Origin of the sequence: Mesorhizobium sp. BR1-1-4, assembly GCF_020165375.1 — a bacterium.
Lineage (GTDB): Bacteria > Pseudomonadota > Alphaproteobacteria > Rhizobiales > Rhizobiaceae > Mesorhizobium > Mesorhizobium australicum.
This window is the reverse complement of the sequence record NZ_JAIUIB010000016.1, coordinates 42,250-67,658: the sequence shown is the minus strand read 5'-3', so window position 1 is coordinate 67,658 and position 25,409 is coordinate 42,250. Positions and strand designations below refer to the sequence as shown.

The window sequence follows — 25,409 nt, the reverse complement described above, 5'->3', positions numbered from 1 at the left end:
AACCGACGCAACATTGCATCAAGACGTTGAATATCCGGACTGCGGGAAAAAATGAAAGCTGATTTCTACGAAACGCTGGGCGTGCAGAAGGGCGCCGACGAGAAGGAGCTCAAGAGCGCTTTTCGCAAGCTGGCCATGCAATTCCATCCCGACCGCAACCCCGGCGATCATTCCTGCGAGCACAAGTTCAAGGAAATCAACGAAGCCTACGAGACGCTGAAGGACCCGCAGAAGCGCGCGGCCTATGACCGTTTCGGCCATGCCGCCTTCGAGCAGGGTGGGATGAATGGCGCGCAGGGCTTTGGCGCCGGCGGCTTCGCCGACATCTTCGAGGACATTTTCGGCGACATGATGGGCGGCCGCCAGCGCCGCTCTTCCGGTGGCCGCGAGCGCGGCGCAGACCTGCGCTACAACATGGAAATCTCGCTGGAGGAAGCCTTCGCGGGAAAGACCGCGCAAATCCGCGTGCCGGCTTCGATCTCCTGCACCGAATGCTCCGGCAGCGGCGCCAAGCCGGGCACCCAGCCGGTCACCTGCTCGATGTGCAACGGCCACGGCAAGGTGCGCGCCACGCAAGGGTTTTTCTCGATCGAGCGGACCTGCCCGCAATGCCAGGGCCGTGGCCAGACAATCAAGGATCCCTGCCCGAAATGCGCCGGCCAGGGCCGTGTCACCGAGGAGCGTTCGCTGTCGGTCAACATCCCGGCCGGCATCGAGGACGGTACCCGCATCCGCTTGGCCAATGAGGGTGAGGCCGGGCTGCGCGGCGGGCCATCGGGCGACCTCTATATCTTTCTGGCGGTCAAGCCGCACGAATTCTTCCAGCGCGACGGCGCAGATCTTTATTGCAAGGTGCCGATCTCGATGACCACCGCCGCCCTTGGCGGCTCCTTCGAGGTGACGACGCTCGACGGCACGCAGACCAAGGTGAAGGTGACCGAAGGTACGCAGAACGGACGCCAGTTCAGGCTCAAGGGCAAGGGCATGCCGGTGCTGCGCCAGCCCAATGTCGGCGACCTCTACATCCAGACCGCGGTCGAGACGCCGCAGAACCTGTCGCGTCGCCAGCGCGAATTGCTGGAAGAGTTCGAACAGCTTTCCTCGCAGGACAATTCGCCCCAATCGAGCGGCTTTTTCGCCCGCATGAAGGACTTTTTCGAGTCTTTCGGCGAGCGTTGAGACGCGACGAAAACTATCTTATCCACGCCATAGGCAAGGCCGCGCCTTGCCTTGCGTCATCCAGATGTTAAGTAGTTTCAAGGGGCGCGCTGAGGAGAGCTTGCATGGCACGTGGTCACGGACTGCGGAAGGCGTTTGCCGAGAAGTTCGACGACGAACTCAAATTCTTCAAGGGCTGGATCGACAAGCCGAAGACGGTCGGCTCGATCGTTCCGACCAGCTCGATCACCGCGCGCAAGATGGCCTCGATCGTCAATCCCAAGTCCGGCCTGCCGGTGCTTGAGGTCGGCCCCGGCACCGGTGTCATCACCCGCGCCATCCTCGCCCAGGGCGTGCGGCCCGAAAACCTCTACGCGATCGAATATTCCACCGATTTCGTGCGCCACCTGCGCCAGCTCTACCCCGGCGTCAACGTCATCGAGGGCGATGCCTTCAACCTCAACGCCACGCTTGGCGAGAGGAGCGGGATGATCTTCGACAGCGTCGTTTCCGGCGTGCCGCTGCTCAATTTCCCGGTCGCCCAGCGCATCGCCTATATCGAGAGCCTGCTCGACCGCATTCCGGTCGGACGGCCGATCGTGCAGCTGACCTATGGTCCGATGTCGCCGATCCCGGCCGGCCGCGGCGACTACACGGTGAAGCATTTCGACTTCATCTTCCGCAACATCCCGCCGACGCAGCTGTGGATCTACCGGCGCGAGGCGCATTAGAAGAGAAGGCAGTAGGGCAGTAGGGGGAAAAGATCGGCCAGGGAACCATTCCTACTGCCCTACTGCCCTACTGCCCTACTGCCCTACTGCCCTACTGCCCTACTGCCCTACTGCCCTACTGCCCTACTGCCTTTCCCCCCATCCAGCCGTTGATTTGATCGAACCTTGGCTGTACGTGTCCCAGAACAAGGGTGGCCAATGGCAGTGATCCCGAAAATCCTCGTCTTCGCCGGCTCGGTGCGCAGCGGCGCCTATAGCGGCAGGACCGCCGACGTGGCGCAGAAGGAACTTGCCGTGCAAGGTGCCGAGGTGACCCGTATTTCGCTTGCCGATTACCCCTTGCCGATCCTCGACGAGGACCTGGAAAAGGAAAACGGCGTTCCTGAAAACGCCCAGAAGCTGGCGCGGCTGATATCAGCCCATGACGGGCTGCTGATCGCGACGCCGGAATATAACGGTTCGATCCCGCCGCTGCTCAAGAACACGATCGACTGGGTGAGCCGGGTGCGACGGGATGGCGGCCGGTCGGTCAGGCCGCTTGCCGGCAAGGTCGCCGGCCTCTGCTCGTCCTCCAACGGGCACTTCGCCGGCATCCGCTGCATCAACCATTTGCGTGCCGTGCTGGTGCGCTGCCAGATGGAAGTGGTGACACCGGAATGCTCGGTGCCGGAGGGTGGCGACGCCTTCGACGGGGACGGCCATTTCCGTGACGAAAGACTGCACAAATCGATGGAGCACCTATGCCGCACGCTGATCGAAACCTCGCGCATGCTGTCGACCAGGGTCGAGGCGTGACCGCCGCAACCCTGCAGCCTCATTCCATGCAGGAGCGATTGATCGTCGGCCTCGACGTGCCGACCGTGAAGGAGGCCGAGCAGGCGGTGCGCGAGCTCGACGGCGTCGTCTCCTTCTACAAGATCGGCTATCAGCTGGCTTTTGCCGGCGGCCTCGACTTTGCCAGGGAGCTGGCCAGCGGTGGGACGAAAATCTTCCTCGACATGAAGCTGCTCGACATCGACCACACGGTGGCCAAGGGCGTCGAGAACATCGTCAGGATGGGCATGACCATGCTGACCATCCACGCCTATCCCAAGGCGATGCAGGCGGCGGTGGAGGCGGCGCGCGGCAGCGAGCTTTGCCTGCTCGCCGTCAGCGTGCTGACCTCGATGGACGAGCAGGACATGATCGATGCCGGCTATGAATACGACCCGCACACGCTGGTGCTGCGGCGGTCCGAACAGGCGCTCCATGCCGGCATGGGCGGCATCGTCTGCTCGGCCGCGGAAGCCGAAGCGGTGCGCCGCATCGTCGGCCCTGACATGGCGGTGGTGACGCCGGGCATCCGGCCTGTCGGCAGCGACCATGGCGACCAGAAGCGGGTGGTAACGCCGGGGCAAGCGATCCGCAACGGATCCAGCCACCTCGTCGTCGGCCGGCCGATCGTTGCCGCGGCCAGCAAACGCGAGGCGGCCGAGGCCATCCTCGATGAAATGCGCTCGGCCTGAGGTCCCAGATTAAAACCGGAGAACAATCATGCCCAAGGGATACTGGATCGCTCGCGTCGATGTGCGCGACACAGAAGGCTACAAGGACTATGTCGCCGCTTCGAAGCTGGCCTTCGACCGTTTCGGCGGGAAATTCCTGGCGCGCGGCGGTGCGCATGAAAAGGCCGAAGGGCCTGGTCGCGGGCGCAACGTCATCATCGAATTCGAATCGCTTGCGGCCGCGCATGACTGCTACCACTCGCCGGAATATCAGCGGGCGGTGGCCATCCGCCAGAAGGTCGCCGACGGCGAGATCGTGCTGGTCGAAGGGATTTAGATCCGCGCGGAAAGCCGATTAGCTGCCGTCTCGGCCATGGCGTCGGCAAGGCTCAGCCCCCATTGCCGGCGGCAATAGTCGCGAAAATCGAAGCAAGGCAGGCCAGGACAGACCTCGAACTCGATGAGGTGAGCCGTGTCGTCGGCCTCCACCCTGAGATCGATGGAAAACACGTCGCGCAGGCCGAGCCCGGTGATGAGCCGTTCGGCGATCCCCCTGATCCTCGCATCGGCCACCGGCTGGCTGTCCGCGACCGCAGCGAGTTCGGGTTCGGCGTATTGCCCGGCAGCCTTCGCCGCCTCGCCGGTCTCGCCATAGAGCGCCAAACTGTCTTCCATGGTCTGGAAATCACCTCCCGACTCGACAAAGGCGACGCCGAGCGCTTCGACCCCGGTATCCGGCATCAGCCCAAGGAAGCTGGCGCGGACGTTGCGGCCGGAGACATAGGGCTGGACCACGACATCGTCCCGATAACAGGCGAAAACACGCCGGCTAAGCTCCAGCGCGTGAGCGAGATCGGTTACGCGCGAATCCGGCCAGATGCCGATCTTGGCGCCGAGGCGGTTGGGCTTGACGAACCAGCCGGCGGCGGAGGCCGGCGCCTCGACCAGCCATTCGCCATCCCGGGCGAGACCGGCCTGCGGCACCGGAAGGCCGAGCGCGCCAAGCACGGCGCCGGAGCGGAACTTGTCCTGGCAGAGCGCGAACAGCGAATCGTCGGCGCCGATGGTGTTGAAACCGCTCAGTCTTGCCAAAGCGGGTGCCGCGCCGCCACGGAAATAGGCGACGCCGTCGGTCAGCGTCCAGACCAGTGTGGTCCGCGGATCCTCACCGTTGAGCACCTTGGCCGCATCGTCGAGCACCACCGGCGCAAAGGACAGGCCGCGCGCCTCGCAGGCGGCGGCCAGCGCATCGAATTCGAGAGCGAGATCGGTCGACTGCGCCAGATAGGACGAGATTTCGGCGGCACGCCGCGATGCATGACCGTCGGCGAGCAAGCGGTCGAAACAAGCCTTTTCGGGCTCGTGGACAAGGACCAGTTTCGGCTTGTGCGTTGGCATGATGTGGCGGTTCCCGACGGTGCGATGACCTACCATCGCACGGCCCGCACAATCGGCTTTCGCGAAATCGACGCGCGCCGGACGCCTGCGTGACAGCGCCAGGATTGAGACCAAGGCCTCGGGGCTCGCGTCCGGCAATGTCAGGCGATCAGGACGCGGGGTTCCAGGCGGCCATTGACAGGAATGTCCAGCAGGAAGGTCATGCCGCCCTGCAGGTCGAGCAGACGCTGCTTTTCATTCTTGCCCGACCAGGCCGAGGTCACGGCCAGCCGATCGGCATTCCTGCCGACGAAGGCCGGGCAGGATGGCTGCGTCACCGGCATGGCGACCGTGCGGACGAGCTCGCCGTCCGGCCCATAGGCCTCGATGACGCTGCCACCCCAGACGGCGTTCCACAGGATGCCGTCGCGGTCGAGCACCGAACCGTCGATATAGCCCTTGGCCGAGCGGTGATCGACGAAGATCTTCGGCTCGCCGACGGGCAGGCCGGTCGCCGGATCGCAGGCAACGCGCATCAGCAATCCGGTCGAGGTGTCGGTGTAGCAGGCAAGCGCGCCGTCCGATGAAAAGCAGATCGAGTTGGAGACGGTAATATCCGAAAACAGGCGGCGCAGTTCGCCTTTGAAAAACCAGTAGATCGAGCCCGCGCCCTTCTCCTCGCCCTTGCCCATGGTACCGACCCACAAGGCACCGCAGGGATGGACGCGGGAATCGTTGGAACGGGTGACCGGGTTGTCGGCCTCGATGGCGGTGTGCAGCGTCATTCCGCCGGTGGCGACGTCGCGGACAAAAAGCCCGGTTTCGGTGGCGATCAGCTGTCGCTTGTCATCGATGATGGCGATCGCGCTTGCCATCTGGCCAAGCTCGTGGATTTTCAGCGCGCCGCCGGCCAAGGGCTTTTCCAGGAGCTGGCTGTTGACGATGTCGAACCAGAACAGCGCATCCGTGCCGGGATCGTAACTTGGCCCTTCGCCGAGCTGGCAGACATGATCGGAAAAGACGGAAACGATCGGTTCACTCATCATGCTTCTCCGAATACCGCATCCCAGGCAGTGACGGCTGCGTGGGCGCGCGCCGCCACATCATCGACGCTCATGCCTGGCTTGAACAGGCTGGAGCCGAGCCCGAAGACCGTCACGCCAACCGCCTTGTAGCCGGCAAAGTCCTTTTCCGAAACGCCACCGACCGCGCCGACCAGCGTCTGCGCCGGCAGCACCGCCCGGATCGCGGAAATGCCCGATGCGCCGAGCACGCTGGCGGGGAAGAATTTCAGCGCCGAGGCACCGAGCCGGATCGCCTGGAAGGCCTCGGTGGGAGTGAACACGCCAGGCATGGTGACCATGCCGTAATGCGCGGCGCGGCCCATCACCTCGGCATCGATGTTGGGGCTGACCAGCAGTTGTCCGCCGGCCGCGTGAAGACTATCGACGTCGGCCGCGGTCAGCACCGTGCCGGCGCCGACCAAAGCTGTCTTCGGCAGCACTTGAACAAGCCTGGCGATCGACGAAAACGGCTGGGGCGAATTGAGCGGCACCTCGATAGCCTCGATGCCGGCATCGAACAATGCCTGGCCGATGGCGATCGCCTCGCTTGCCTTGAGGCCGCGCAGGATGGCGACCAGACCGCGCTTAAGTTTTGGAAAGGGTGCGGTCTCGGTCATATGGCGGCTCCACTTCTGGCAATCATGCCATTCTCCCGCGCGGCCTCGACGAGACCGGCGCGTACAGCCTCGTCCGCGTCGACTGTCCGCACACCAAGCCCGCCGAGGCCAAGGGCGGCCTGGTAGAGCCCGGCCAGCGCGCCCGAGGCAACCAGCACGACCGATGTCGCGCCGGCGCCATGCCGGCGCCGGGCCGACGCGATCTCGCCGCCGATCAGCAAGCCGGACAGGCAGGCGGCGGCATTATCGGCCTGGAGGTCCTGGAGCAGGCCGGCGGCGCGGATGGCAAACAGCCGAGAGGTGACGTCGCCGCCATCGGCCAGCGCTGTTTCGCACCAGCGGCGGAAGAACGGATTGTCTGGAGCAACCGGGCTCGGATGTTCACCCAGCGAATGGCGCAGGATTGAGTGCGCGGCAAGCACTGAAAACAGCTCGCCCGTCGGCCAGGTGCCGAAGCCGGCGACGGCGCCGTCCTCGACCAGCACCCATTTCGAATGCGTGCCGGGCATGCAGACCAGTTCGCGGCCCCTGGCGGGCAGGCCGGCGCCGGCAAGCTGCGTTTCCTCGCCGCGCATGACATCGGGCGCGTCGGCCAGGCGCTGGGCAAGGCCGGGAATGATGCGGATGTCGCGCTTCTGCCCGGGCACCCTAGCGGCGCCGCCGAGAATGGCTCCGAGCGGCGACGGCACGCCGACATAGGGCGCCTCCAGCCAGCCCTGGCGGGAGCCGGCCATGCCGCAGATGATGACGGGCAATTCCTCCGGCGCGCCCATCGCTGCCAGATGGCCCTCCAGAACGTTGGCGAAGCCCTTTTCGCGCGCGGTGATCAGGCCATCGTCGCCGCGCCGCTCGGCAAGCACCTTGCCGCCGCCGTCGATCAGCCAGGCCCGAAGCCGGGTCGTGCCCCAATCGAGCGCCGCGACTGCCGGCACGCTGCTGGCAAACCCCGGGCTCACAGGAAACCTCCATCGACGATCAGCATCTGCGCGGTCAGCATGCGCGAGGCATCCGAGGCCAGGAACAGCACCGTGCCGACCATGTCGTCCGGCCGCATGACGTCCCTGATGCACTGCTTGGCGACATGGGCGGCAAGCGCCTGTTCAGTGACCCAGAGCTGCTTCTGCCGCTCGGTGATCACCCAGCCGGGCGCGATGGCATTGACGCGGATGCGGTCGGGCCCGAGCTTGCCGGCCAACCCCTTGGTGAGGCCGAGGATGCCGGCCTTGGCGGCGGTGTAGGCCGGCAGGTCGGGATGATTGATCAGATAGGACGTCGAGGTGAAATTGATGATTGAGCCGCCGCCGGCGCGCTTCATGCCCGGCGCCACCGCCTGCGCGGTGAAGAAATGCGGCCGCAGGTTGATAGCCTGGTTATTGTCCCAGAACTCCACCGTCACGTCTTCGACGGCGTGGCGTTCGTCCCAGGCGGCGTTGTTGACCAGCACGGTGACGTCGCCATGCGCTTCGGCCGCCTTCGCGGCGGACGCCCGCAGTGCTTCGATATCGCGCAGATCGGTCCTGAGATAGAGCGGCCGACGGCCGAGCTCTTCCTCGATACGGTCGGCGAGTGCGATGCTGGGCTTGTCGGCGATGTCGATGAAGGCGACCTTGGCGCCCTGGCGCATGAACCCTTCGGTCAATGCCGCGCCGATGCCGGAGCCGCCGCCGGTGATCAGCACCGAAGCGCCTTCGAGGTCGGCAAAACGCGCCGATGGCATCATGATTTTTCGTCTCCCGGGTCAACCGGCGCGCATCCTAGCCAGACACGTCCGGCGGGCAAGGGCGAAAAGACCGATTTCGGGGCTTATGTCTGACAAAAAGGCGATCGCGCCCGCGCTCGACCCCGCCAGGCGGCATCGCCGCATCGCGGGCAGGGCCGAAACCTGCCGCTCAGATCGCCTTGGCGCGCAAGGCGCCACGGAAGGAATCACGGAGGTAGCCCAATGTCGCGTCGGCATCGGCCGGCTTGCCGAACAGATAGCCCTGCCCGCCGGCGCAACCGAACTGGACCAGGCGATCGGCCTGCGCCTCCTCTTCGATGCCTTCGGCGACCACGTCCATGCCAAGCCCTTCGCACATGGCGAGGATGGCGCGGATGATGTGTTCGGACGGCCGGTCGTCGAGAATGGAGGAGACGAAGGCGCGGTCGATCTTGAGCTTGTCGAAATGGAATTCGCGCAGGCGGCCGAGCGAGGACTGGCCGGTGCCGAAATCGTCGAGCGAGACACGGATGCCGACGCGGCGCAGATCCTCGACGATCTGCGCCGCCGAAGCCGGGTCGTTCATCAGGCCGGTTTCGGTGATCTCGATCTCCAGCCGGCGCGGATCGAAGCCGGTGCGGTCAAGGATCGCCAGTATGTGCAGGCCGGTGTTCTGGTCGACGAGCTGCGAGGGCGACAGGTTGAAGGACAGGAACAGGTCTTTCGGCCAGCTCCTGGCGGCCTCGGTGGCCTTGCGCAGCACGAGCTGCGACAACGGGCCGATGATGCCGCGCTCCTCGGCGATGGGGATGAAGACGGTCGGCGGCACCGCGCCGAGGTCGCGGTCTGTCCAGCGCGCCAGAGTCTCGAAGCCGATGGTGCGGCGCGTGGTGAGATCGACGATCGGCTGGAAATGCGGCTCCACCTCGCCGGCCGAGACGGCGCGGCGCAGCGCCTGCTCGATGCGGGTGACGCGCTTGGCGGCCTCCTCCATCTCACGGGTATAGACGACGACGCGGCCGCGGCCGGAACGCTTGGCATGGTAGAGCGCCGTTTCGGCCTTGTTGATGAGGATCTCGGTGGTCTCGTCGCCGGAATAGAACAATGAGCAGCCGACCGAGGCCGAGAGCCTGGCGGTGCGTTCGCCGACATCGTAGGGCGCCGACAGGATCTCGATCAGCATGCGGGATTTTTCCGCCGCCGCCTCCTCCGAGAACACCAGCGGGTAGAGGAAGGCGAATTCGTCGGCGCCGATGCGGCAGACCGTCGAATGGCCGTCCATCGAGGCGCGCAGCCGCATCGCCACCTGGATCAGGATGTCGTCGCCGGCCTTGTGGCCGAACAGGTCGTTGATCGGCTTGAAACCATCGAGGTCGAGAATGCCGACGGTGAAGGGTGCGGGATCGTCGGAACGGTCGCTGATCAGGCGGTCGACCTTGTCGAAGAAGCGGCGATGATTGCCAAGCCCGGTCAACGGATCGGTGAACGCCAGATCCGTGCTTTCCCTGTTTGCCTGACCGGTGCCAAACGGAGTTTGCATCGGTGTCCCTGTTCGTCCCTGCTTTTGTCGTCGGAATTTATTTTCCAGACTGGCAGCAAACCCTTTAGGAAACGTATCCCACGGACCGATTTTTGTGGCCGGAGCATGATCCCGAAAAGGGGTCCGGCTTTCGCCGCGAGCGGTGCCCAAACCGTAAGCCGGATAGCTTCGTGAAGCCGGCTATAGGATCCGTCAAGCGCTTGGATTTTCAATCGTTTGACTTGACGCGATACAGTTCCAGGGGTCTTCCCTTGGTCTCCGCCACCGGCTCCAGCCAGTCCGGCACGTCCCCGCTCATCAACCTGGCCAGGAAACCGTCCGGTGCCCTGGCCATGAGCAGGCGGCTTTCCGCATTGCCACGGCAGAGTGCGACAAGGCCGACATGATGCCTTTCGACAACGGTTCTGGCATCGGCATCCGAGCCCAGCAAGGCATCGAGCGCGACCAGATTTCCGGCGACGTTGCGGTGGTAGAGTCCGGCCAGCACGCGGTGACCGGTAAAGGCCAGTATCGGCGAGCCAAGATTCGAGAGCGAAAGCACGGTTGTGGCCGGCATCCGGCCGAGCGCCGCGAACGATGCCTTGCCGAGGCAAGCCGTGTCTGCGGCCTTGGCACCGGTGGCAGCCGCGTCGGTTTGGAAAGCACTCGACGCCGCCCCGGCAGCGCCTGCCCAGATTGCATTTACCGATATCAGCCAGGCCGCGGCCATCCTGAGTGCGGCGCTGTTGGACGGACTGGTTTGCGCACGCTGCCGCCAGCAGGCGATCCATGCCGCAAGCGGGATCACCGCGAAGGCGATGGAGAAGGTCGAGCCGCGAACTTCCCAGGCGCTGACCAGGAACGCCATAACCAGCAGCGAGCCGACAAGGCTGTCCTGCCGACGCCAGCCATGGCCGACGCGGAGCGCCATCAGGATGATGGCCACCAACGGCGTGGCAAACCGTGCCACCGCTCTGGCCGGATCATTGGTGACGATCTGGAACAGCGGCTGCGCCTCGTCGATATGGCTGAGCCACATCTCCTTCAGGCGCGGATCGAGGTTGGCATAGGGCGAGGCCAGGCATTGCGGGAACAGGAATACAACCACAGCCGCAAGGGCTAGCCCAAGCAGGCCGAGCGAGGCCAGGCGGCCGGCGGCGGTGGCACTGGCGGCCTTCCACGAGGCGATGGCCGCCAGCCCCGCGCCGGCAAGTCCGGCGACGGCGAACTGCACAATCGAAAATGTGTCGCACTGTGCCTGGGTCCATGCGGATGCCGGGACGGTGGCGACGAAGACGAGAGCCGAAACAGCGGCGACGCCGAGGCCAAAGTCCCTCGCGGTCAGCCTTTCCCGAGCACCATTGCCAAGGAACAGCAGCGCGACAGCGGCGCCAAGGGTTCCGGCGTAGGGAGCGCTTTCCATGCCGATGGCCACGCTCAGCGTGGCCCAGATGCCCGAGAGCAAGGCGGCCGGCCGCAGCAAGGGAGCCTCGAGCAGCAAGGCAAGGCTCGCCAGGATCAGCATCAGCTGCACATTGTGATGATCCAGCGAACCTGGGGAGAAAATGCCGAGGTAGTAGAGCGCGGCGCCACCGACGACGGCGGCGGGCAGGACAGCGTGGCCGCCGGCGAAAGCGCGCGCGGCGCGGATGAGGCAGAAGACCGCCAGCCAGAACAGCAGGGCAGGCCAGGCCACCTGCACGATCTGTTCAGCCAAGGCGACGTTGCCCGTCAGGGCCGACATGACAAGGACGCCAAGGGCCAGCGGCGCGTCGAGCAGCCGCGACCAATGCATGACGAAGCCGCCTTCCAGTCCCATCCTGTACTGGTGCAGGTCGAACCAGCCCTGGCCGGCCAGAAGATCGCGGAACTCGACCAGTTGCAGCAGGCTGTCATTGTCGCCCGCCGGGTTGGCCAGTTGCGGAAATCCGGCGATGGCATAGACCAGGAGCGGCACCAGGGCCGCGAGCAGCGCCGCCAGCATGTCCGCCCGCCAGGAGGGACAGGCGGTGTCCTTGGAAGGCATCGCGGCATGGCCAGCGGTCATTTTCCCGGGATAGCCGTGGCCGCGCGCCGGAAACACCCAAAGCCTCGAGACCAGATAACTGATGGTGCTTGTCACGACCGTCGTCAGCGCCGACATGGCGACGGGCGACAGGCCGAAATGCGTCACCGCCACCTGCGAGACGAGGCCGGCAAAAGCGGCGCATCCGGCTTGCAAGGTAAGATAGCGCGGGAACGCGACCTTGTGATCGTGTTCCGCACCAAACGTCCAGCCCCGTTGCGCGCGATAGGCAATGACGAACGCCGTCGCATAAGCGATGGCACTGCCGGCGAATGGCGGAACGCCCAGCGAAACCAGCAGCCACGAGAGCGCGAAAAACAATCCCGCCGCACCGATGCCCACCACCATGAAGCGGAACGGGCGCGCCTGGACAAGCGCCGGCAGCACGTCGGTCATTGTTGCTCGCGTGCCGTCGTTTCCCGCGACAGCCCGGCCTTCAGCCGCTTGACAGGTATCTCCAGCACACCGAGCAGGAATGCCGAAAAGAAGACCTGGAACGAAATGACGATCAGGCTCAAGCCCAGCACGACGATGCGCGGAATTTCGGAATCGTTCAGCGGACCGAAGCCGAGATGGGCCCAGCGCGCCACGGCATAGAGGCAGAACAGGAAGCCGGCGGCAAAGCAGATGCCGGCATTGGCGGCGAGACGGTCGGTGCTGATGGTCCTGGTCAGCCAGTCCGACCCGCGGCTTGGCGGCAGGATGCCGGTAATTTCGGCATAGTATCGCGAAATGGCACCGAAGGTGATGAGCTGGATGCCGGTGACGATCATGAAACAGGCGGCGACGAAGGTGTTGAGATCGAGCGAAAGATTGTCGACCACCCGCAAGGGGCCGAACACCAGCAGCGCCGCGAACAGCGTGCCGAGGCCGGAAAGCACCGCCCCTGGAATGAAGAACATCCAGCGCGGATTGTAGACCAGCAGGAATTTGAGATGCCGCCAGCCGTCGCGCCAGGTCCTGAGATGCGGCGGCCTGCTGCGGCCGTCGGGCTTGAGCGTGGTCGGCACTTCCTCGATGCGCAGCCCGGCAAGCGCGCTGCGCACCACCATTTCGCTGGCGAATTCCATCCCGGTGGTCTGCAGATCGAGCTTCCTGATGCTGCCGGCGTTGAAGCCGCGCAGGCCGCAGTGGAAGTCGCCGGTCTTGATGCGGAAGAACAGGCGGCCGACGAAGCTCAGCACCGGATTGCCGAGATAGCGATGCAGAGCCGGCATGGCGCCAGCCTCTATGCCGCCGCGGAAGCGGTTGCCCATGACCAGGTCGGCGCCGCCGCGCAGCCGCGCCACGAATGCCTCCAGTGCACCGAAATCATAGCTGTCATCGGCATCGCCCATGATGATGAAGCGTCCCCTGGCGGCGGCGATGCCGCCCAGAAGGGCCGCGCCATAGCCCTTCTGCGCCACCGGGACGACACGAGCACCGCCTTGCGCGGCGATCTCCCGCGAGCCGTCGGTGCTGCCATTGTCTGCGATCAGCACCTCGCCCGCTATGCCGGATTGGTCGAGAAAGGCCTTGGCCTTGCCGATGCAGACGGCGAGCGTCTCGGCCTCGTTGAGGCATGGCATCAGAATGGTGAGTTCGAGCTGCTGGGTCGAGGCTGCGCGGACGGCAGTGAGCGCGTTCATGATCGTCGTTCCATCGGGTGCCCGGCGCTGCGTCAGGTCGGCCGGCTGCATTCGGAGCTTACCGTCGCACGGCAAGGCTTAAGAAAGCGATGATGTCAGTTTTCGTCTTGTCTGCAACCGGCAGGCGCGCCTTGCTGATCCCAATGTTCAAAACGTCGCGATTGGCAGAACGCGCCGCGACGCCTATATCGCTTGCGTCGACTATGCTGGGGACCTGCCATGAAGTTGAAAATCGCCGTCCAGATGGACCATGTCTCCACCGTGTCGATCGCCGGCGACACCTCGTTCGCCCTGTCGCTGGAGGCGCAGCGGCGCGGTCACCAGCTGTTCCACTACACGCCCGACCGGCTGTCGATGCGCGACGGCAAGGTGTTTGCCCGCGTCGAGGAGATGACGGTGCGCGACGAAAAGGGCAGCCACTATTCGCTGGGCGAAAAGGTGCGCACCGACTTGTCCGAAATGGACGTCGTCCTGCTGCGCCAGGACCCGCCCTTCGACATGAACTACATCACCACGACCCACATCCTCGAGCGCATCCATCCAAAGACGCTGGTCGTCAACGACCCGGCCTGGGTGCGCAACAGCCCGGAAAAGATTTTCGTCACCGAGTTCCCGGACCTGATGCCGGACACGCTGATCACCAAGGATCCGCTCGAAGTCGCCGCCTTCCGCAAGGAATTCGGCGACATCATCGTCAAGCCGCTCTACGGCAATGGCGGCGCCGGCATCTTCCACATGCTTGAAGCCGACCGCAATCTCGCCTCGCTGCTCGAAATGTTCGGCCAGATGTTTCGCGAGCCCTATATCGTGCAGCGTTACCTGAAGGATGTGCGCAAGGGCGACAAACGCATCATTCTGATCGACGGCGAGCCGGTCGGCGCCATCAACCGGGTGCCGGCCGAGCACGACTCCCGCTCCAACATGCATGTCGGCGGCCGCGCCGAGAAGACCGAGTTGACGACACGCGAGCGCGAAATCTGTGCCCGCATCGGGCCGTCGCTGAAAGAGCGCGGCTTCATCCTGGTCGGCATCGACGTCATCGGCGACTACATGACCGAGATCAACGTCACCTCGCCGACCGGCGTGCGCGAGGTCAAGCGCTTCGGCGGCGCCGACATCGCCAGCCTGTTCTGGGACGCGGTGGAGGGGAAGCGGACATAATTTGTTTTCAGTTTGTGTTAACCATGTTCCGCTTTTGCAGCCGGGCACAACCGGCGCGCAACCTGTGCGGCTACCGGTTGCGCCAATGTTCCCGATTTGATCAAGAGTGGCGCCTCAGAGCCGGCGCTGTTCGCGCTCTCCCTGACGTCAGCCGTCTGGGACCCAATCTCGGAACAGCTTGATCTTAGGCGTGTTGCGGCGGCTTTCGGAATGCACCAGCCAGTAGTCGCTCCATGCGCTCACCTCACTTGTTCCTGTAATGTTCTTGCCCTGGGCTGAAATCTGTGGTTGTCTTGCGTTGACGTCGCTCGCGGCCCGTTAAGGGGCAAGGGCGAGCCGGCATCGGGGGCAGACAATGGTGGCGCGGGTTCGTACGGTCGCTTTCCAGGGCATCGAGGCGGTGCCGGTCGACGTGCAGGTGATGATCGCGCCCGGCAAGGTCAACATGCATATCGTCGGCCTGCCAGACAAGGCGGTGGCGGAAAGCCGCGAGCGGGTGCAGGCGGCATTGCATGCGTCGGGCCTGTCGATGCCGTCGAAGAAGGTGACCGTCAACCTGGCGCCCGCCGATCTGCCGAAGGAAGGCAGCCACTACGATCTGCCGATCGCGCTCGGCTTGATGGCAGCCCTTGGCGCCATTCCGGGCGACATGCTGGCTGGCTATGTCGTGCTGGGCGAGCTGTCGCTCGACGGTACGATCACCGCCGTTGCCGGTGCCTTGCCGGCGGCGATCGGCGCCAATGCCGAAGGCAAAGGGCTGATCTGTCCCTTCGCTTGCGGGCCGGAAGCGGCCTGGGCGGGGCGGGAATTCGACATTCTCGCGCCCCGCAGCCTGATTGCGATCGCCAATCATTTCCGCGGCACACAGGTGCTGTCGCGCCCGGAGGCCGGCATCCGCGCGGCGGCGCGCGACCTGCCCGACCTTGCCGACATCAAGGGCCAGGAGACGGCGAAGCGGGCGCTGGAAGTGGCGGCCGCCGGCGGACACAATCTGCTCATGATCGGTCCGCCAGGCTCAGGCAAATCGATGCTGGCGCAGCGCCTGCCGTCGATCCTGCCGCCACTGGCGCCGAAGGAACTGCTCGAAGTCTCGATGATCGCCTCGGTGGCCGGCGAGCTCGGCGAAGGCAAGCTGACCGACCGGCGGCCGTTCCGCGCCCCGCACCATTCGGCCTCGATGGCGGCGATGGTGGGGGGCGGCCTGCGCGCGCGGCCGGGCGAGGTGTCGCTCGCTCATCACGGCGTGCTGTTCCTCGACGAGTTCCCCGAATTCACGCCGCAGACGCTCGATGCGCTGCGCCAGCCGCTTGAAACCGGCGACTGCATGATCGCACGGGCCAACCATCGCGTCACCTATCCGGCCCGCATCCAGCTGGTGGCGGCGATGAACCCGTGCCGCTGCGGCATGGCCGGCGAACCGGGTTATCGCTGCCTGCGCGGCGATCGTTGCCGCACCGATTACCAGGCGCGCATTTCAGGTCCGCTGCTCGACCGCATCGATCTCAGGATCGAAGTGCCGGCGGTCTCGGCCAGCGACCTGATCCGGCCGGATCGAGCGGAAAAGAGCGCCGACGTGGCGTCGCGCGTGGCACGTGCCCGCACCATCCAGCGCGAGCGTTTCGAGCGGCTCGGCGTCAACAGCGCCACCACCAACGCGCATTGTTCTCCTGCCGTCATCGAGACGATCGCCATGCCGGACGCCGCAGGCCTGTCGCTGCTCAAGGATGCCAGCGAAAAACTCGCCTTTTCGGCGCGGGCCTACCACCGGGTGCTCAAAGTGGCGCGCACGCTCGCCGACCTCGACGCCAGCGAATGTGTCGGCCGCATCCATCTGGCCGAAGCGATTTCCTATCGCATGAGTTCGGAGCGTATGGCGCAGGCGGCGTAGCCGCGTTCCGCGCAGCTCCGGTTATCTATCGCAAGGTCCCGATGAAATGCAGGCGACGGTCGAAAAACACGCTGGCCGGGAACGGATAGAGCGACAGCTTCTCACGCCAGGTGCGGGGTGTGATACCCGCGGCGGCAAAAATGGCGTCCCACTCGGCCTTGGAGAGATAGTTGTAAGGCAGGCGCACATTGTGCCCCTTGTTGCCCACCCAATCCATGAAACGAAGCGTCTGGTAGGCCGCGAAGCCTTCGCGCAGGTGATCCTTGATGACAACGCCCTTGCGCGCCACGCGGGCCGCCTCGCGCACGAGATGGCCCGGGTGGTCGGCATGATGCAGCACATCGACAATCGTCACCCAGTCATAGGAGCCATTCGCGGCGGGAATGGTGCTGCCATCGAACAGTTCTACCGGGATATGGGTTTGCGGCCTGATCAGCACGTCGATGCCGCGAAACGTCAGCCCCGGCTTTTTTTCCATGATCGCCTTGGCGATGGAGCCGTCGCCGCAGCCAAGATCGAGAACGGTGCCGGCCGGGCCCAGTTCGTCGGCCAGCCGGTCGGACAGGATGCGCACGCGGCGCTGGAAAACCGCCCGGTCATGGACGGAATTCAACAGTTTCTTTTCGATCGCCATCGTGTTGGCCATGCCAATGCTCCCGAGCCTTCCAGCCAGCACTAACTGAAAAAAGCAAAGGAACCGTATCCAGCCATAAGAGCCTGCCGCCTTCGGCACGACATTGCCGCTGGGGCTGACGCCGCCGTCTTCGCCGCTCGATGGCCGACTACGCGGACCGGCGACATCCAGTCGGCGCTCCAAACCCTTTCAACGTGGCATCGCCCTACCTTGACGGGCCTTCAACTCCAGCCTGCGCTTGTGCAGCACAGGCTCGGTGTAGCCGTTGGGCTGGCTTGTTCCCTTGAACACCAGGTCGCAGGCGGCCTGGAAGGCGATGGAAGCGTCGAAGTCGGCGGCCATCGGCCGGTAGAGCGGGTCGCCGACATTTTGCAGATCGACAATTGCCGCCATGCGCCGCAAGGAATCCATTACCTGGATTTCCGAGCAGACCTTGTGGCGCAGCCAGTTGGCGATGTGCTGCGAGGAAATGCGCAGCGTGGCGCGGTCTTCCATCAGGCCGACATCGTTGATGTCGGGAACCTTGGAGCAGCCGACGCCCTGGTCGATCCAGCGCACGACATAGCCCAGAATGCCTTGGGCATTGTTGTCGAGTTCGCGCTGGATCTCGTCGGGCGTCCAGTTCGGCCGCACGGCCACCGGCACGGACAATATGTCGTCGAGCTTGGCCTTGGGCCGGCTCTTCAGCGCCGCCTGGACCGCATGGACATCGACCTTGTGATAGTGCGTGGCGTGCAGCGTCGCCGCCGTTGGCGATGGCACCCAGGCGGTGTTGGCGCCGGCCTTGGGGTGGGCGATCTTCTCGGCCAGCATCGCGGCCATCAAGTCGGGCATCGCCCACATGCCCTTGCCGATCTGGGCGTGGCCGGCGAGCCCGCATTCCAAGCCCGTGTCGACGTTCCAGGCCTCATAGGCGGAAATCCAGGCGGCCTGCTTCATGTCACCCTTGCGGATCATCGGGCCGGCTTCCATCGAGGTGTGGATCTCGTCGCCGGTGCGGTCGAGGAAGCCGGTGTTGATGAACACCACGCGCTCCCTCGCGGCGCGGATCGCTTCCTTGAGGTTGATTGTGGTGCGCCGCTCCTCGTCCATGATGCCCATCTTGATGGTGTTCTGGGCCATGCCGAGCAGGGCTTCGACACGATCGAACATCTCGACGGCGAAGGCGACTTCCTCCGGGCCATGCATCTTGGGTTTCACGACATACATCGAGCCGGCGCGAGAGTTCATCCGCCGTCCCTTCGGCCCGACATCGTGCAGCGCGATCAGGGCCGTCATCGCCGCGTCCATGATGCCTTCCGGCACCTCGTTGCCGTCGCGGTCCAGGATGGCCGGATTGGTCATCAGGTGGCCGACATTGCGCACCAGCATCAACGAGCGGCCAGGCACGGTCACCGTGCCGCCGGCAGGGGCGATGTAGGCGCGGTCGGGGTTGAGCTTGCGGACGAAACTCTTGCCGCCCTTGCTGATTTCTTCGGTGAGGTCGCCCTTCATCAGGCCGAGCCAATTGCGGTAGACGACGACCTTGTCCTCGGCATCCACGGCCGCGACCGAATCTTCGCAGTCCTGGATGGTGGTCAGCGCCGATTCCAGGATGACGTCGGCAATGCCAGCCGGATCGGTGCGGCCGATCTGATTGTCGCGGTCGATGACGATCTCGACATGCAGCCCATTTTTCACCAGGAGCACGGCTTGCGGATTGGCGGCGTCGCCGCGATAGCCGATGAATTGCCTGGGATCGGCCAGCGTCGTCGAGCCGGCGCCGGCGCTGAGCTTCAGGGCGGCGTTGGCAATCGACAGGCCGTTGACCCCTGCCCATTTGCCAGAGGTGAGCGGCACCGACTGGTCGAGAAAGTCCTTGGCCCAGGCGATGACCTTGGCGCCGCGCGCCGGGTTGAAGCCCTTGCCCTTCTCAGCGCCATCCGTTTCGGGGATGGCGTCGGTGCCATAGAGCGCGTCATAGAGCGAGCCCCAGCGTGCATTGGCGGCGTTGAGCGCATAGCGCGCATTCATCACCGGCACCACCAGCTGCGGTCCGGCCACGACCGCGATTTCCGGGTCGACATTGTCGGTCGAGACGCTGAAGGCCGGCCCTTCCGGCACGAGATAACCGATCTCCTTCAGGAACGCCTTGTAAGCGTTCATGTCGATGGGCGCGCCATTGTCGCGATACCAGCCATCGAGCTTTTCCTGCATGGCATCGCGTTTTGCCAGCAGCGCCCGGTTCTTAGGTGCCAGATCATGGACGATGACCGAGAACCCGTCCCAGAAACGCGCCGCTTCGATGTCGAGGCCGGGCAAAGCTTGGTCGACGACGAAGTCATGCAGCTCGCGGGCAATGCGCAATCCGGCGATCTCGATGCGATCGGTCATCAGGCTACTCCAGATGAAAGGCTTTGCGGGCGTTTGGCATGTCAGGGGTGCAGGGTCAATTCAGCTTAGGGTGTAGGTGGGGCATTTTGGGCGGTTGGCCAATCTCCCCGAGGAGGGCGGAGATGGCTCTTCTTCCTCAAACCGCGATCCTCGGCCTGCCCGAGGCCACCGCCACGATATGCGCTTCGATGAACATGCGCTGCGCTTCGACAGTCGAGACCCGGAACTCCGTCGCCACATCGATCTCGGCGCTGTCGGTACCGGCATCGAGAGCCCGCTGGGCGACAATTGCCCGGACATCGGCCTCGGCGGCCGCGATCGCCGCCGCCTCGTCGAGGAAATCGCGCACCATCTCACCCGAGGCAAGCCGGAACAGGCCTTCCTTGGGTTGGCTGACGCGGGCCTCCGCCGAAACCCTGACCTGGCCGACGACGGCGCCGAGCGCGTTGGCGACGTCGGTATCCCGGGGCACGACGCAGTCATTGCCCACCAAGGGCGCCAGGCCGGCATAGTGCAACGGCGCCGAAGCGCCGAGCCCGATGACCGGCCGGTCGAGCGCGACGCTGAGGCGGGCGATGCCGGGGTGAGCGTCGACGGCGCGCTGCACCAGCGCGTGCGCCACCGTCGCCGCGCCGTCGAGCCCGTCCTCGGCAAAAGCGGTTTCCAGGATGTATTCGGCCGACCAGCGCGTCAGGGTCAAGAGCACCCGTTCAGAGATCACTTCCGGCGAGGCCGCGATCGCCTGGCCACGGCCGTCGCGCTTGCGGGCGAACAGTTCGGCGCCAAGGCGGGCGGAGGCGGCATCCCAGTTCGCCTGTTTGCCAAGCACGTGCGCGGCGTCCGACGGGGTGAAGCCCGAGATATGGACCAGCCCGCGCGAGACCAGCCGGTTCAGCGTGGCATTCTGGGCATTCGAGGTCAGCAGCCTGTCGAGGGCAAGCGGCGTCGCGCCGATCGCTTCGTAGAGCTTTGCCTCCGGGGCGGTCAGCCCCGCGGCAAGCCTGTCCGGCACGCCGGTGCGGACCGCGAAGCGGCCATCCATGCGGCCGGTGTTGGGCGCGCGCAACTGGCGTTCGAGTTCCGCCGTCACCGCCTCGCCATGCGCCATGCCGGACAGCGCCAGCGGCACCAGGCGGCGCGGCCCGAGCAGGATTTTCGGATTGAGCGCGCCATCCTCCAGCATCACTTCGGAATCGCCGCCGAGGCCGAAAGTGCGCATCGCGACCGCCTCGACCATGGTGCGGAAACCGCCGACGGTGGCGCCTTCCGGATCGAGCCGCGGCCGGCCGCCATCGAGGACCGCCACGTCGGTGGTGGTGCCGCCAATGTCGGAGACCACCGCGTTGTCGAGCCCGGTCATGTGGCGGGCGCCAACCAGGCTGGCGGCGGGGCCGGAGAGGATCGTCTCGATCGGCCGCTGGCGGGCAAATGCCGCCGAAACCAGCGCGCCATCGCCGCGCACCACCATCAAGGGAGCGGCGATGTTGCGGGCCTGAAGGAACCCCTCGGTCGCCGCCACCAGCCGATCGATCATCGAGATCAGCCTGGCATTGAGCAGCGTGGTGAGCGCCCGGCGCGGACCGCCGAGCTTGGCCGACAGCTCATGGCTCGCCGTAACCGGGAGGCCGGTCCTGTCGCGGATCAGCTCGCGGGCGACGATCTCATGCGCCGGATTGCGGGTGGCGAAATAGGCACAAACGGCAAAGCCGGACACCGACATGCCGAGTTCCGGCAGCATCGCCTCCAGCCCGGACAGGTCGAGCTTGGCGGCATTGCCATGCACATCATGACCGCCCGCACAAAACACCACCGGGTCGGTGCCGAGTGCCGTCTTCAAGCCGTCGCGGGCAAGATCGGCCTCGGAAAAGCCGATCATGACCAGCGCCACGCGGCCGCCCTGGCCCTCGACCAGCGCATTGGTGGCGAGCGTCGTCGACATCGAGACCAGTTTGATATCGGCCGGATTGGTGCCCGCCTTTTCCAGCACCGCATCGACAGCGCCCGAAATGCCGACGGCCAGATCATGCCGCGTGGTCAGCGCCTTGGCCTTGGCCAGCACCTTGCCCTTGTTCGGCCCCTCCCGTGGACCTTCGGTCTCGGACCACAACACGGCATCGGTGTAGGTGCCGCCGGTGTCGATGCCGAGGAAGAGAGGGGCAGACTTGGTCTTGGCGGTCATTTTGGGCGAAAGTCCGGGCAGATTGTTTGGTTGCCTGCCCTTAGCCGATACCGGCTTGCGGATAAAGCCGGGAGAGATAGGCCACAAGCGATCTCCCCCCTCGTGGGGGAGATCGGCTACCCATCTATCCCACAAACCCAACCTTCTTGTGGCTGCCATCGCAGAACGGCTTGTTGGCCGAGTGGCCGCAGCGGCACAGGAAGACCTTTGTGGTGCGGTCGATCGTGTGGCCGGTGCCGGTGACGATCTCGACATTGCCTTCGAGCTTGAGCGGGCCGTTCGTGGTCGGCGTCGCCTGCAGCGGTCCGTCGCGGACCTCCAGCGCCGGCGTGTCCTTCAGCGCCGGTTCTCCGGTGGCGGCAAAGCCCGCCTTGATATGGCTGTTGTCGCAGAACGGCTTGTTCTGGGAGGCGCCGCAGCGGCAAAGCGTGGCGCGGAAAAACGTCTCGGCGCCAAGCACGATCTCGGCATGCACCGCCAGCGGGCCGTTTTCGCGCAGCCGCACGGTGTTGACCACGGGCGGCTTTTCCGGCGGGCCGCCATCCTTGCGCGCATAGGTGATCGCGCCCGAGGGGCAGTTCTCGGCCAGTGCGACGATCTTCTCGACGCTGGCCGCCTCGGGATGGATCCACTGGCCCGGCGCGTTGGGCACGAAGACATGCGGGTCGCCGAGCACGCAATTGCGCGAATGGATGCAGCGCTTGCCGGAAAACCCGACGTCGATTTTTTCGCCCTCGACTGTGCCGGCCATCGCGGTGCTCCTGTTGCCTGGAGTACGCCGCGCCTGAATGCACAGGCGCGGCGTACCCTTGGTATGGTCTTGTTTCGGTGCATGTCGTCGCGCCGAAACCGGAACCGATTTTGGGCGGCATGCATGGCCAAGCTATGGCTCGAACAGGAAAACCGTCAAGCGGGCAACCGGTCAGGGGACCAGATCGATCTCCTCGGTTTCGCCGCCGCTGCAGGTGTAGCAGCAATCCTCGCATTTTTCCTTGTTGCCGGGGCCGACGCCCCAATAGGTGCCCTCATCGCCATCGACCCAGGCGCCGTAGCAGATCGATTCGCCTTCGTTGCAGGAAATCGGCAGCTGCTTGGTCTCGCCGTCGTCGAGATAGAAATCCTTGCCACTGCCAGGCCAGACATAGTCGCGGTCCTGGCTATAGAGTTCCAGACGCATGGCGTTGGGATGGCTGTTCTTGACAGCGAAGGTGACGTCGCCGGCCTGGGCGGCCGATGCAGACAGGACGGCAAGCGAAAACGCGGCGGCGAGCCGGCGCGCGAATGTGAACGACATGGAAAACCCCCGATGTAGAATCGGCCCCCACGGCCGATAGGGGATCATGGCACGACACGGCCGGCCGCTAAAGGGATGATGCCGGCGATTGTTTCCAGATCGTCGCGGCATTTCGCCTTAGCGCTGCCAGAATGGCAGCTTGGCGATCTCAGCCTTGGCCTGCAATTGCGTCAGGCCAATATCGTCGATCAGATGCGGACTGACCTCGGACATTCGCTTGAGGTCCCAGCGAAAGCGTGTCCGCTCGCGCCAGCTTGCCACCATGCTTCGCAGGGAGCGCGGATGCGACGATCGTTGGACGGGCACACCCGGCCGCACTGCCCGATGCTGGACCGATGCGATTGTATTGTTCATGGCAACCTCCATTGGGTTTGGCGGCCCACACCGTTGGGAACCGTGGACCTCACCCGGAAAGAGATTGAATTCTGCAGGATACGAGCGGCGCCGTAATTAAGCCCTCCCAAATAGTTCTCAAAAGTTCCAAACTTGCGCTAACTGTTTGTTTTGACGCCACTCTCGGGAGGGCTAGCCCCGCGTTTCCTGGCGAAACCGCTTCGCACTTTTCCCGGAATTGTCTATAGATGCGCCAATGCAGGGAGAGCGCTTCGCCTTTGGTCCGTTCGTGCTTGATCCGGGTGCGGGAACGCTGCTTCGGAACGACGATCCCGTTGCCGTTGGCTATCGGGGGCTAAAGCTGCTTGCGGCGCTCGTCGCAAAACCCGGCGAAATCTTGGGAAAAGCCGAACTGATGGACGCGGCGTGGCCGGGCACGGCCGTCGAGGAAGGCAACCTCACCGTCCAGATCGCGCAGCTACGCAAGCTGCTCGGCCCGCCTGGCATTGTGGGTGAAGGGGGCGGGGAATGGATCACGACCGTTCCGCGCGTCGGCTATCGTTTCACGGGGGCCGTCGAACAGCTCGCCGGCGCCAAGCCGAAACCCTTGCCGCTGCCGGACAAGCCTTCGATAGCGGTGCTGCCCTTCGTCAATTTCAGCAACGATGCCGGGCAGGACTCTTTCTGCGACGGCTTGACCGAAGACCTGATCACCGACCTGTCCAGGATCTCCGGCCTGTTCGTCATCGCGCGCAATTCGACTTTTGCCTACAAGGGAAAGGCAATGGACGTGCGCGAGATCGCCAGGGAACTCGGCGTTCGTTATCTGCTGGAGGGCAGCGCGCGGCGCGATGCGGGGCGGGTGCGCATCAACGCGCAGCTGGTCGACGCGGCCAGCGGCGACCATCTATGGGCGGAACGCTTCGACCGCGGCCTGGACGATATCTTTGCCGTCCAGGACGAGGTGACCGCCAAGATCGTGGAGGCATTGCTCGGCCGGCTGCGCGCACCGCCGCCACGCAACCGGCCCACCAATCTCGACGCCTACGACCTGTGCGTGCGGGCGCGCAAGCTGATCGATGATTCGCCGCAGACCGCACGGGAAGCGCATCTGATGCTGACGCGCGCGGTTGCGCTCGATCCCCACTACGCCGAGGCCTATCGCTGGCTTGCCATGAACCACTGGATGGGATGGGTGCATTGGGGCGAGCCGATCGACCCTAACCGCCGCATTGCCCTGGAGCTGGCGCGCAAGGCGGTCGCGATCGATCCCAACGATGCCGGGTGCCACTGGGTGCTCGGCAATTTGCTTGCCTATGAGCATGAGTTCGCCGAGTCGGAGGCCGAATTCGCCAGGGCGTTCGAACTCGACCCGAACGAGGCCGATGCCTGGGCGACATTGTCCGACATAACGACCCTGGCCGGGCGGGTCGGGGAGGCCCTGGAGCAAATCCGCAAGGCGTTCCGGCTGAACCCGTTTCCACCGAGCTGGTACTATCTGACACTCGGCCAGGCGCAATATGCGGCGCGCGACTACGCAGGCGCCGTCGAGACGCTGCGCCGGGACGAGACCTACCGCACCAGCTCACGCCGCTTCCTGGCGGCAAGCCTTGCGCAACTTGGCCGGCTCGAGGAGGCGCGCACGGAGGTGGAACTGTTCCTCGTCGGCAATCCGCATTTCACGACCCGCCATTGGGTCTGGACGGAGCCCTTCCGCGACGACGCGACGCGCGAGCACTTCCTCGATGGCTTTGGGAAGGCCGGCCTTCCCGACTGACGCGCCGGGGTGGCTCCTGCACCGAAGCGCCGCTACGGCACCAGGTCGATGGTTTCGGTCGTGTGCTCCACGCAGATGAAGCAGCAGGTATCGCAAGGCTGGTCGTTGTCTGGCCCGACGCCGGCGGAAATCTTGTCGTTGCCATCGACCCAGGCGCCATAGCAGATGCGTTCGCCCTGATTGCAGGAGATCGGCACTGATTTCTGCGAGCCCGGATCGACAAGGAACACCTTGTCGTTGCCCGGCCAGACGGTCTCGCGATCGCGGCTGAACAGCTCGACCGCGACCCCCTCCTTGCGCAGGTTCTTGACGAAAAAGGCCATGTCGGCGGCCTCGGCCGAATTGGCCAGGACCAGTGCCGCCAGCGCAAGCATGCGAAACAGCGTCACCGCCGACCTCCCCGAATCACCGCGGGCAGGTTCGCACGG

23 protein-coding genes are annotated in these 25,409 nt (G+C 65.0%); 8 read left to right on the top strand and 15 right to left on the bottom strand.

What is annotated here, in order from left to right; genetic code table 11:
* Positions 1–51 precede the first annotated feature (51 nt).
* The 5 genes from dnaJ to LB571_RS27585 all read left to right on the top strand — a co-directional run bounded on the left by dnaJ (position 52) and on the right by LB571_RS27585 (position 3,710).
* Complete coding sequence (dnaJ, locus tag LB571_RS27605) at positions 52–1,179, top strand: molecular chaperone DnaJ (RefSeq protein WP_015314665.1); 1,128 nt, start codon at positions 52–54, stop codon at positions 1,177–1,179.
* A 104-nt stretch (positions 1,180–1,283) separates the two neighbouring features.
* The gene (gene pmtA / locus LB571_RS27600) at positions 1,284–1,889 is read left to right on the top strand and encodes a phospholipid N-methyltransferase PmtA (protein WP_140619794.1); all 606 of its coding nucleotides are present in this window, start codon (positions 1,284–1,286) and stop codon (positions 1,887–1,889) included.
* A 198-nt stretch (positions 1,890–2,087) separates the two neighbouring features.
* Positions 2,088–2,684, top strand: coding sequence for an NADPH-dependent FMN reductase (locus tag LB571_RS27595; RefSeq protein WP_140719438.1), 597 nt, complete (start codon positions 2,088–2,090; stop codon positions 2,682–2,684).
* A 26-nt stretch (positions 2,685–2,710) separates the two neighbouring features.
* A complete protein-coding gene (pyrF, locus tag LB571_RS27590) occupies positions 2,711–3,394 on the top strand; it encodes an orotidine-5'-phosphate decarboxylase (RefSeq protein ID WP_263484978.1) in 684 nt (227 codons plus the stop codon).
* Positions 3,395–3,422: 28 nt separating this feature from the next.
* On the top strand, positions 3,423–3,710 hold the full coding sequence (locus LB571_RS27585) for a DUF1330 domain-containing protein (protein ID WP_140824626.1): 288 nt from the start codon (positions 3,423–3,425) through the stop codon (positions 3,708–3,710).
* On the opposite strand, the gene LB571_RS27580 is transcribed toward LB571_RS27585, so the two are convergent.
* The 8 genes from LB571_RS27580 to LB571_RS27545 all read right to left on the bottom strand — a co-directional run bounded on the left by LB571_RS27580 (position 3,707) and on the right by LB571_RS27545 (position 13,342).
* Entirely contained in the window at positions 3,707–4,771 is a 1,065-nt protein-coding gene (locus LB571_RS27580) for a D-alanine:D-lactate ligase-like protein (RefSeq protein WP_140711949.1), read from the bottom strand. The two genes, LB571_RS27585 and LB571_RS27580, sit on opposite strands and share 4 nt — an antisense overlap.
* Before the next feature lie 140 nt (positions 4,772–4,911).
* Entirely contained in the window at positions 4,912–5,793 is an 882-nt protein-coding gene (locus tag LB571_RS27575; RefSeq protein ID WP_224599554.1) for an SMP-30/gluconolactonase/LRE family protein, read from the bottom strand.
* The gene (locus LB571_RS27570; protein ID WP_224599552.1) at positions 5,793–6,431 is read right to left on the bottom strand and encodes a 2-dehydro-3-deoxy-6-phosphogalactonate aldolase; all 639 of its coding nucleotides are present in this window, start codon (positions 6,429–6,431) and stop codon (positions 5,793–5,795) included. The genes LB571_RS27575 and LB571_RS27570 overlap by 1 nt, the downstream gene beginning before the upstream one ends.
* Positions 6,428–7,387, bottom strand: coding sequence for a 2-dehydro-3-deoxygalactonokinase (locus LB571_RS27565; protein WP_140824622.1), 960 nt, complete (start codon positions 7,385–7,387; stop codon positions 6,428–6,430). The genes LB571_RS27570 and LB571_RS27565 overlap by 4 nt, the downstream gene beginning before the upstream one ends.
* Positions 7,384–8,151: an SDR family NAD(P)-dependent oxidoreductase gene (locus tag LB571_RS27560; protein WP_015314674.1), complete on the bottom strand. Its 768-nt coding sequence runs from the start codon at positions 8,149–8,151 to the stop codon at positions 7,384–7,386. The genes LB571_RS27565 and LB571_RS27560 overlap by 4 nt, the downstream gene beginning before the upstream one ends.
* Before the next feature lie 169 nt (positions 8,152–8,320).
* Complete coding sequence (locus LB571_RS27555; protein WP_015314675.1) at positions 8,321–9,670, bottom strand: putative bifunctional diguanylate cyclase/phosphodiesterase; 1,350 nt, start codon at positions 9,668–9,670, stop codon at positions 8,321–8,323.
* A 208-nt stretch (positions 9,671–9,878) separates the two neighbouring features.
* Positions 9,879–12,110: a GtrA family protein gene (locus tag LB571_RS27550; RefSeq protein WP_224599550.1), complete on the bottom strand. Its 2,232-nt coding sequence runs from the start codon at positions 12,108–12,110 to the stop codon at positions 9,879–9,881.
* On the bottom strand, positions 12,107–13,342 hold the full coding sequence (locus LB571_RS27545; RefSeq protein ID WP_224599548.1) for a glycosyltransferase family 2 protein: 1,236 nt from the start codon (positions 13,340–13,342) through the stop codon (positions 12,107–12,109). Before LB571_RS27545 ends, LB571_RS27550 begins: the two co-directional genes overlap by 4 nt.
* A gap of 219 nt (positions 13,343–13,561) precedes the next feature.
* Between LB571_RS27545 and gshB the strand changes: the two genes are divergently transcribed.
* A complete protein-coding gene (gshB, locus tag LB571_RS27540; RefSeq protein WP_015314678.1) occupies positions 13,562–14,503 on the top strand; it encodes a glutathione synthase in 942 nt (313 codons plus the stop codon).
* Positions 14,504–14,858: 355 nt separating this feature from the next.
* A complete protein-coding gene (locus tag LB571_RS27535) occupies positions 14,859–16,391 on the top strand; it encodes a YifB family Mg chelatase-like AAA ATPase (RefSeq protein ID WP_224599546.1) in 1,533 nt (510 codons plus the stop codon).
* 25 nt (positions 16,392–16,416) lie between these two features.
* Here the strand turns inward: LB571_RS27535 and LB571_RS27530 are convergent, their stop codons facing one another.
* The 6 genes from LB571_RS27530 to LB571_RS27505 form a co-directional block, all read right to left on the bottom strand.
* A complete protein-coding gene (locus LB571_RS27530) occupies positions 16,417–17,037 on the bottom strand; it encodes a class I SAM-dependent methyltransferase (protein ID WP_140619811.1) in 621 nt (206 codons plus the stop codon).
* Positions 17,038–17,214: 177 nt separating this feature from the next.
* Positions 17,215–19,398, bottom strand: a complete 2,184-nt coding sequence (locus LB571_RS27525) for a malate synthase G (protein ID WP_224599545.1) — start codon at positions 19,396–19,398, stop codon at positions 17,215–17,217.
* A gap of 136 nt (positions 19,399–19,534) precedes the next feature.
* Positions 19,535–21,577: a hydantoinase/oxoprolinase family protein gene (locus tag LB571_RS27520; RefSeq protein WP_224599543.1), complete on the bottom strand. Its 2,043-nt coding sequence runs from the start codon at positions 21,575–21,577 to the stop codon at positions 19,535–19,537.
* Positions 21,578–21,701: 124 nt separating this feature from the next.
* Entirely contained in the window at positions 21,702–22,328 is a 627-nt protein-coding gene (locus tag LB571_RS27515) for a CDGSH iron-sulfur domain-containing protein (protein ID WP_015314696.1), read from the bottom strand.
* A 171-nt stretch (positions 22,329–22,499) separates the two neighbouring features.
* Complete coding sequence (locus LB571_RS27510) at positions 22,500–22,871, bottom strand: hypothetical protein (protein WP_140824613.1); 372 nt, start codon at positions 22,869–22,871, stop codon at positions 22,500–22,502.
* 117 nt (positions 22,872–22,988) lie between these two features.
* On the bottom strand, positions 22,989–23,225 hold the full coding sequence (locus tag LB571_RS27505; protein WP_015314698.1) for a DUF1127 domain-containing protein: 237 nt from the start codon (positions 23,223–23,225) through the stop codon (positions 22,989–22,991).
* Positions 23,226–23,460: 235 nt separating this feature from the next.
* Between LB571_RS27505 and LB571_RS27500 the strand changes: the two genes are divergently transcribed.
* Positions 23,461–24,981: a winged helix-turn-helix domain-containing tetratricopeptide repeat protein gene (locus tag LB571_RS27500; protein WP_224599541.1), complete on the top strand. Its 1,521-nt coding sequence runs from the start codon at positions 23,461–23,463 to the stop codon at positions 24,979–24,981.
* Between the two features lie 32 nt (positions 24,982–25,013).
* Here LB571_RS27500 and LB571_RS27495 read toward each other — a convergent pair whose 3' ends face one another.
* Positions 25,014–25,370, bottom strand: coding sequence for a hypothetical protein (locus LB571_RS27495; protein ID WP_015314700.1), 357 nt, complete (start codon positions 25,368–25,370; stop codon positions 25,014–25,016).
* Positions 25,371–25,409 lie beyond the last annotated feature (39 nt).

Coding starts and splice junctions, on each gene's coding strand:
- LB571_RS27530 (WP_140619811.1), bottom strand. CDS start 17,037: ATGGCCAACACGATGGCGATCGAAAAGAAACTGTTGAATTCCGTCCAT.
- pyrF (WP_263484978.1), top strand. CDS start 2,711: ATGCAGGAGCGATTGATCGTCGGCCTCGACGTGCCGACCGTGAAGGAG.
- LB571_RS27580 (WP_140711949.1), bottom strand. CDS start 4,771: ATGCCAACGCACAAGCCGAAACTGGTCCTTGTCCACGAGCCCGAAAAG.
- gshB (WP_015314678.1), top strand. CDS start 13,562: ATGAAGTTGAAAATCGCCGTCCAGATGGACCATGTCTCCACCGTGTCG.
- LB571_RS27525 (WP_224599545.1), bottom strand. CDS start 19,398: ATGACCGATCGCATCGAGATCGCCGGATTGCGCATTGCCCGCGAGCTG.
- LB571_RS27550 (WP_224599550.1), bottom strand. CDS start 12,110: ATGACCGACGTGCTGCCGGCGCTTGTCCAGGCGCGCCCGTTCCGCTTC.
- LB571_RS27555 (WP_015314675.1), bottom strand. CDS start 9,670: ATGCAAACTCCGTTTGGCACCGGTCAGGCAAACAGGGAAAGCACGGAT.
- LB571_RS27500 (WP_224599541.1), top strand. CDS start 23,461: ATGCAGGGAGAGCGCTTCGCCTTTGGTCCGTTCGTGCTTGATCCGGGT.
- LB571_RS27515 (WP_015314696.1), bottom strand. CDS start 22,328: ATGGCCGGCACAGTCGAGGGCGAAAAAATCGACGTCGGGTTTTCCGGC.
- LB571_RS27545 (WP_224599548.1), bottom strand. CDS start 13,342: ATGAACGCGCTCACTGCCGTCCGCGCAGCCTCGACCCAGCAGCTCGAA.
- LB571_RS27575 (WP_224599554.1), bottom strand. CDS start 5,793: ATGAGTGAACCGATCGTTTCCGTCTTTTCCGATCATGTCTGCCAGCTC.
- pmtA (WP_140619794.1), top strand. CDS start 1,284: ATGGCACGTGGTCACGGACTGCGGAAGGCGTTTGCCGAGAAGTTCGAC.
- LB571_RS27560 (WP_015314674.1), bottom strand. CDS start 8,151: ATGATGCCATCGGCGCGTTTTGCCGACCTCGAAGGCGCTTCGGTGCTG.
- LB571_RS27585 (WP_140824626.1), top strand. CDS start 3,423: ATGCCCAAGGGATACTGGATCGCTCGCGTCGATGTGCGCGACACAGAA.
- LB571_RS27510 (WP_140824613.1), bottom strand. CDS start 22,871: ATGTCGTTCACATTCGCGCGCCGGCTCGCCGCCGCGTTTTCGCTTGCC.
- LB571_RS27505 (WP_015314698.1), bottom strand. CDS start 23,225: ATGAACAATACAATCGCATCGGTCCAGCATCGGGCAGTGCGGCCGGGT.
- LB571_RS27595 (WP_140719438.1), top strand. CDS start 2,088: ATGGCAGTGATCCCGAAAATCCTCGTCTTCGCCGGCTCGGTGCGCAGC.
- LB571_RS27535 (WP_224599546.1), top strand. CDS start 14,859: ATGGTGGCGCGGGTTCGTACGGTCGCTTTCCAGGGCATCGAGGCGGTG.
- LB571_RS27520 (WP_224599543.1), bottom strand. CDS start 21,577: ATGACCGCCAAGACCAAGTCTGCCCCTCTCTTCCTCGGCATCGACACC.
- LB571_RS27570 (WP_224599552.1), bottom strand. CDS start 6,431: ATGACCGAGACCGCACCCTTTCCAAAACTTAAGCGCGGTCTGGTCGCC.
- dnaJ (WP_015314665.1), top strand. CDS start 52: ATGAAAGCTGATTTCTACGAAACGCTGGGCGTGCAGAAGGGCGCCGAC.